Source organism: Pedobacter sp. (assembly GCF_035317785.1).
In the GTDB taxonomy this organism is placed as follows: domain Bacteria; phylum Bacteroidota; class Bacteroidia; order Sphingobacteriales; family Sphingobacteriaceae; genus Pedobacter.
On the sequence record NZ_DATHGC010000224.1, the window covers coordinates 1 to 6,340 of the forward strand.

General features: G+C 47.7%; 6 protein-coding genes and 1 pseudogene. 4 read left to right on the plus strand and 3 right to left on the minus strand.

The annotated features are described in order from the left end of the window. Positions 1 to 414, minus strand: a 414-nt coding sequence (locus VK541_RS13565) for a trehalase-like domain-containing protein (RefSeq protein ID WP_324370870.1), incomplete at its 3' end; no start/stop codon positions are given. Positions 415 to 560: 146 nt separating this feature from the next. Between VK541_RS13565 and VK541_RS13570 the strand changes: the two genes are divergently transcribed. Both VK541_RS13570 and VK541_RS13575 read left to right on the plus strand, forming a co-directional pair. Further along, a complete protein-coding gene (locus tag VK541_RS13570) occupies positions 561 to 992 on the plus strand; it encodes a DUF1801 domain-containing protein (protein ID WP_324370871.1) in 432 nt (143 codons plus the stop codon). After that, complete coding sequence (locus VK541_RS13575; protein WP_324370872.1) at positions 979 to 3,012, plus strand: ATP-binding protein; 2,034 nt, start codon at positions 979 to 981, stop codon at positions 3,010 to 3,012. The genes VK541_RS13570 and VK541_RS13575 overlap by 14 nt, the downstream gene beginning before the upstream one ends. Here the strand turns inward: VK541_RS13575 and VK541_RS13580 are convergent. After that, entirely contained in the window at positions 2,994 to 4,907 is a 1,914-nt protein-coding gene (locus VK541_RS13580; protein WP_324370873.1) for a gamma-glutamyltransferase family protein, read from the minus strand. The two genes, VK541_RS13575 and VK541_RS13580, sit on opposite strands and share 19 nt — an antisense overlap. A gap of 44 nt (positions 4,908 to 4,951) precedes the next feature. Continuing rightward, complete coding sequence (locus VK541_RS13585; protein ID WP_324370874.1) at positions 4,952 to 5,146, minus strand: helix-turn-helix domain-containing protein; 195 nt, start codon at positions 5,144 to 5,146, stop codon at positions 4,952 to 4,954. A gap of 282 nt (positions 5,147 to 5,428) precedes the next feature. On the opposite strand from VK541_RS13585, the gene VK541_RS13590 reads away from it, so the two are divergent. Both VK541_RS13590 and VK541_RS13595 read left to right on the plus strand, forming a co-directional pair. Then, positions 5,429 to 5,851, plus strand: coding sequence for a secondary thiamine-phosphate synthase enzyme YjbQ (locus VK541_RS13590; protein WP_324370875.1), 423 nt, complete (start codon positions 5,429 to 5,431; stop codon positions 5,849 to 5,851). A gap of 28 nt (positions 5,852 to 5,879) precedes the next feature. Beyond that, positions 5,880 to 6,340: pseudogene (locus VK541_RS13595) on the plus strand (hypothetical protein); the annotation flags it as partial.

The window sequence follows — 6,340 nt, forward strand, 5'->3', positions numbered from 1 at the left end:
CCGGTGCCCTTTTTGCTTCACCGCACCGTAGTTGCATACCGGCTTACATTTAACCCGCACCCTCGGATTGCCTTCCAGCGGCTCAATTTTCCGGATCAGCATCAGCGGCTTAAAGTACCTTTCATGATGATAAAAGCGTGGCGCAAGATCTGTAATGCGGTACTTCCCTTCCGGATTGGACACCTCAGTCACCATAATATTGGTGTTCTCCAGATAATACTGACGTGAAGTAAATTCGCCATGCGGACGAATGGAAAACTCACCACCATTATCATCGTCCAGTAATCCCCCGAAAACAAAACTGCTGTCAAATCGTGGCCAGCAAAGCCAATCGATATTTGTGTTCTTATTTACATGTGCAATGTATGCACAGTTTCCTATTATACCTGTTTGGTAGGTATGTCGTTCTGTCATATGGTATTTCAATTGATACCTAGTTACAACACCCTTGGCTGTCCTTTTGTTCTGATTTTGTCCGCTGGTTTTCAGCGCAATATTTATTGTAAGCCATTATTTTGCGGTCTCCTTTGTAATGAAGCACGATATTTGTAAATTAGAACATGGCAAAAAATAAAACTTTTGAAACGACAGCAAATGTCACCGATTTCATCAATACCGTAGAAGACGAAACAAAACGGATTGATTGCCTGAGGGTTGCAGAACTCATGACTGAGGTGACCGGTCTGGAAGCAAAAATGTGGGGGCCGGCTATAATAGGCTTTGGAAGTTACCATTATAAATACGAGAGCGGGCACGAAGGTGATGCACCCCTGCTCGGCTTCTCGCCGAGAAAAAATGCCATTACTTTGTATTTGGAATCCAAATTCCCCCACAGAGAAGAACTGCTTAGTGATTTTGGAAAACATAAAATCGGCGGCGGATGTATCTATGTCAAAAAACTTAAAGACATCAACATGGAAGTCTTTAAAAAAATGATCGAAGCTTCTATAACCTATTCCAGGGAAAAAAGGATTTCCAATGCCACAAACTGACCCTGCTGCCGTCCCTTACCACCAGTATCTGCAGGGCGGAGGCGAAATGGGAGAACTTACGCGCCGGTTCGACTGGTCTGCAACAGTTTTAGGCAATCCTGACCAATGGCCGCAAAGCCTGCTGACAACGATCAGCATTTTACTCAATTCCAGGTTTCCCATGTTCCTGTGGTGGGGCACCGAGCTGATCCAGTTCTACAATGACGCCTACCGGCCCAGCCTTGGCAATGATGGAAAACATCCCCTGGCACTAGGACAAAAAGGCGAAGCATGCTGGCCCGAAATATGGCCGGTCATCAAACCATTGATAGACCAGGTAATGGCAGGCGGCGAATCGACCTGGAGCGAAGACCAGCTCATTCCAATCTACCGCAATGGTCAGCTCGAAGATGTATACTGGACCTTCAGCTACAGCAGGGTAAACGATGAAAGCGGAAAACCGGGTGGTGTACTGGTGATCTGCAATGAGACCACCAATAAGATCAAAACACTGGAGACCATACAGGAATCGCAAAGATTAGTGGCCATTGCAAAAGCGGAGGCTGAGCGTCAATATGACCGGTTGAAACGCTTTTTTATGGAGGCTCCGGCAGGAATCTGCATCCTCAGCGGGCCGGACATGGTATTTGAAATGATCAATCCCTCTTACCAGGAGCTTTTTCCGGGACGCGAACTCCTCTGCAAGCCGCTCATGGACGCACTCCCTGAACTGGAAGGACAGCGCATTTGGGGACTTCTGCAGGATGTTTATAACAATGACAAAACCTTTGAAGGCAATGCACTTTACGTTCCCCTGGCCCGTCACGCCAACGGCCCTGTAGAAGACCGTTATTTCAATTTTATTTATCAGACCAGGCACAGCATAAACAATGAGGTAGATGGTATACTGGTTTTTGTTTTTGAGGTGACAGACATTATACTCACCAAATATGACCTGGAAAAAGCCCAGGATACCCTGCAATCAGCACTCCTGGCCGCAGAACTCGGCACCTTCGACCTGGACCTGGAAAACAGGAAGATGGACTGGAATGCCCGCTGCCGTGCGCTTTTCGGAATCACACACCACGATACCGTAACCTATGAAAAAGACTTTATAGGCGGTCTGCATCCCGATGACCGGGACCGCATCCGCGAAGCGATAGACCATACCCTCAACAGAGCTGTAAGCAATGGCGACTACGATGTGGAATACCGTACCATAGGTGTAGAAGATGAGAAAATACGCTGGGTACGTGCCAAAGGTAAAGCTTACTTTGACGGAAATGACAAGGCAGTGAGACTGGTTGGCGCAGTTCTGGACATCACCGAGCAAAAATCAGATGAGCTGCGCAAGAATGATTTCATTGGGATGGTTTCTCATGAACTCAAAACCCCTCTGACCTCCATTAATGCTTACGTCCAGCTCCTGATGAAAAAAGCAATGAAACTTGAGGATGATTTCATGGGCAATGCTTTGGATAAAGTAAACCAGCAGATCAAAAGGATGACTGCTATGATCAATGGATTTTTAAACCTATCCAGACTGGAAGCCGGAAAGATCCACCTGGACAAGCAGTATTTTGACATAGAGCAATTGGTCAGGACCATCATTGAAGAAACACAAATCACCACGACAAGCCATCACATCGAATTTTCGTCCTGCAAACCCATTGTGATCCATGCCGATCAGAATAAGATCGGCGCTGTGGTCTCCAACCTGCTGAGCAATGCCATCAAATACTCCCCTAAAGGGAAAAACATTACCATTACTTGTGAACTGCAGGAAGATCAGGTGAGGTTTAGCATTAAAGACGAAGGCATGGGCATCAAATCCCAGGATATGGACAAGCTTTTCAATCGTTTTTACCGTATCGAAACCAAACACACAGAACACATATCCGGCTTTGGCATAGGCCTGTATCTCAGCGCCGAGATTGTACAGCACCACAATGGCAGGCTCTGGGTAGAAAGCCAGAGCGGTATCGGTTCCACATTTTACTTTACCTTACCGCTCAGCGAACCTTACCAACCGATACCATAATCCTCACCGTGATTGCTCGAGCCGCCCCAAAGACTGCCGTGCTTCCAGTCAAAGTAAATTGCATTGATGGGCCCGCTGGTCCTGTCGTCAAAGCTGAGCGTATAACCCATTTTCTTCAGGTCGCTGCGCACTGTCTCAGGAGTACTGTCGTGCAATAAGATCTGCCCGGGTTTAGGCTCACGGTCAGTCAGTTTTGTACCGCCCAGCGATAGCCAAAGCTGGTTGGTATTGATATTTGCCGCTTCCGATGCCTGCTGCACATTCATCCCGAATTCCGCCACATTGAGAAAGAACTGCAATAGGTTCTGGTCCTGCGTATCGCCGCCCTGCACAGCCGAAGCCAGGAAAGGTTTACCGTCTTTCATAGCAAGAGATGGCGACAAAGTAACTCTCGGCCGTTTGCCCGGCGCGACCACATTAAAAGGATTTAAAGCAGAATCCAGCACAAAGCTCTGCATCCGCTGGCTCATCCCAATCCCTGTTTTGCCCGCAATACAGGCAGGAAGCCAGCCGCCGCTTGGCGTGATGGAAACCACCCAGCCCTCTTTGTCTGCCGCCTCCACAGAAGTAGTCCCCCTCCACATCCTGTCCTGGTACAGCTCAGGAGTACTATTGTTGCCCATATCATGCTTAGGCGCAAAATTCCTTTTTGAAGTATCCAGTTCGTAGCCCCTTTGTTTCAATAAATCCAGGTATGGATTTGTTTTCCCCTCAAAAGGATACGGATTGCCGGGACCAATGTTCGCATCGTTCTTTGCATACTGGATCAGTCCCGCCCTTTGCTTTGCATACTCCTTGCTCAGCAGACCTTTTATAGGTTCAGCAGGCGGCAAATAAGAGTCGCCATAATAAAAATCACGGTCAGCGAAAGCCAGGTTCATGGCCTGGTACAGCGTATGGATGTATTTTGTACTGTTATAGCCCATAGCCTTCAGGTCAAAGTTCTCCAGGATATTCAACGCCTGCAGCATTACAGGCCCTTGTGTCCACTGCTGCAGCTTATAAACCTCAATACCCTTATAATTGACCATCAGCGGCTCTTCCTCCACAGGCTTCCATTTGGCCAGGTCCTGCATCGTGATCAGGCCGCCCTGCTCCTGACATCCCCTGACGAATTCCCGGGCAATGTCCCCTTTATAAAACCGGTCGTAGGCCGCCATCATGGCATCCTTACGGTTTTTCCCCAGCTTCAGGGCATTCCGTTCCGCTTCCACCAGCTTACGCAGTGTTTCCAGCAAGTCTTTTTGCACAAAGATCTCCCCGGCCTCAGGTGCCTCACGCTGTGAAACAGCAGTTTTTTTACTCCCTTCAACTGTTACGGGCGAATGCGGAAGAAAAACTTTCCTGCTGTACGGCCATTCTTTGATCATCGGCTTATAGCGCTCTATGATATTGGCCGCCTGAGTCTCTATAGGATATCCGGTCGCCATCTGCATGGCCGGTTCCAAAACCTGCTCCAGGCTCAAGGTCCCATAATTGGCCAGCATATAGATCAGCCCGCCAGGCGTACCCGGCGTAGTGGCCGCAAGCGGACCATATTCAGGCGGAAAATTATACCCTTTATTTTTGAAGAATTCCGGTGTCGCACCTGTCGGCGCAAAGCCCATAGCATTGATCGCAATGACTTTCTTCGTCTTTGGATTGTAGATGAGCACCTGCGTCTCCCCGCCCCAGCTTAGCGTGTCCCACATCGTACAGGCAGCAGCCAGCATCGCGCAGGCAGCATCTACCGCATTCCCCTTTTTCTGGAAGATCATAGCTCCGGCCGTAGCAGCCAAAGGCTTGCCCGTAATGGCCATCCAGTTGCTCCCATGCAATACAGGTTTTTGTGTCTGTTGCGCAGATAACGGCAATACAAAACACCCAAAAAGAATCAAGGCAAAAAGTCGTTTCATAAAATGAATTTAGAAGCAACTAATTTAGTTAAATAAATTCTTAGTTAAATAAGTTCGAGTTTTACACTGATCTCCAATAACGTGGGCAGGTTAAAGCGATACGTTCCGCTAAGCCATTCCTTAACCACGGCAACATCCCGTCCCATCATAGAAGCAAACTCAGATTTGCTCATATGGCGTTCCCTAAGCACATTTTTTATGGCCTCAGCCATGTGTATTGATTTTCTTAATTCCGTCATCACGTTCGGGTATTATTTTCTCCATCGAAACATCTAAACGCTCCAATTTTATTCAGGTTGATTGCATAAGGTATTGCACCTTTTGTACCAAACCGGGATAACCGCGGTTATCGTCCTTTAATTAGGCTACAAAGCCTAACGGGCATATTTCCACAATTGACAACTGGGGAATTATTGCCAAATTGTGTGGAATTTAAAGGGCTTTATGTAGATAAAAACTCGCTTTTTTCATACCTTGTGATACAGCACTCCTTAACTTAAACCACGAATCAAGACATCCCGATGAAAATATTTCAGAAAGCATTGACGCTAAGAGAAAGAAGAAGAGGCTTTCATTTAATAACAGATGAAGTCAGGCGGGCAATACCCGAAATTGGAGAACTTCAAACCGGTATCTGCCAGGTTTTCATCCAGCATACCTCTGCTTCCCTGACCATCAATGAAAACGCAGACCCAACAGTACGAACAGATTTTGAAATGTATTTCAATAAGACAGTCAAAGAGAACGACCCGGATTACGAACACGATTATGAAGGCGCAGATGACATGCCAGCGCATTTAAAGGCTTCCTTGCTGGGCTGTTCGGTCACAATCCCCATCAATCATGGCCGGCTGGCCCTGGGGATGTGGCAGGGCATTTACCTCTGCGAGCACCGCAACCGCGGTGGAGAAAGAGATCTGATGATCACCGCCTGGGGCAGTTAAACTTCAGGGATACCAAAAAAAGAACATTATGAAGGCAAACATCACACGTAAGCAATTCATCAGGAGCTCAGCCATCGCAGCAGCAGCCATACCGCTTGGAACAATCGGATTAAACGCATCTGAAATGTCAGAAACAGGCGGACTACCCGGCACCAATGAACTGACCGGTGCCGCAGATAAGATCAGCATCAGCATATTTTCCAAACACCTCCATTGGCTCAATTATAAAGATATGGCCACCCTCGCTGCGCAATTGGGATATGACGGTGTCGATCTCACCGTAAGAAAAGATGGCCATGTACAGCCCGAAAGCGTAACCACCGACCTGCCCAAAGCAATAGATGCCATCAGAAATGCCGGGCTGCAGGTCTACACCATCACCACCGACATTAAAACTGCAGACGAACCACATACAGCAGTTATTTTGAAAACCGCTGCCTCACTCGGCATCAAAAACTACCGGATGGGCTGGTACGGCTATACCGGAAA

What these genes read in the sequence shown, in the direction of transcription:
- VK541_RS13575 (WP_324370872.1), top strand. Translation starts at nt 979, where the DNA reads ATGCCACAAACTGACCCTGCTGCCGTCCCTTACCACCAGTATCTGCAG.
- VK541_RS13590 (WP_324370875.1), top strand. Translation starts at nt 5,429, where the DNA reads ATGAAAATATTTCAGAAAGCATTGACGCTAAGAGAAAGAAGAAGAGGC.
- VK541_RS13580 (WP_324370873.1), bottom strand. Translation starts at nt 4,907, where the DNA reads ATGAAACGACTTTTTGCCTTGATTCTTTTTGGGTGTTTTGTATTGCCG.
- VK541_RS13570 (WP_324370871.1), top strand. Translation starts at nt 561, where the DNA reads ATGGCAAAAAATAAAACTTTTGAAACGACAGCAAATGTCACCGATTTC.
- VK541_RS13585 (WP_324370874.1), bottom strand. Translation starts at nt 5,146, where the DNA reads ATGACGGAATTAAGAAAATCAATACACATGGCTGAGGCCATAAAAAAT.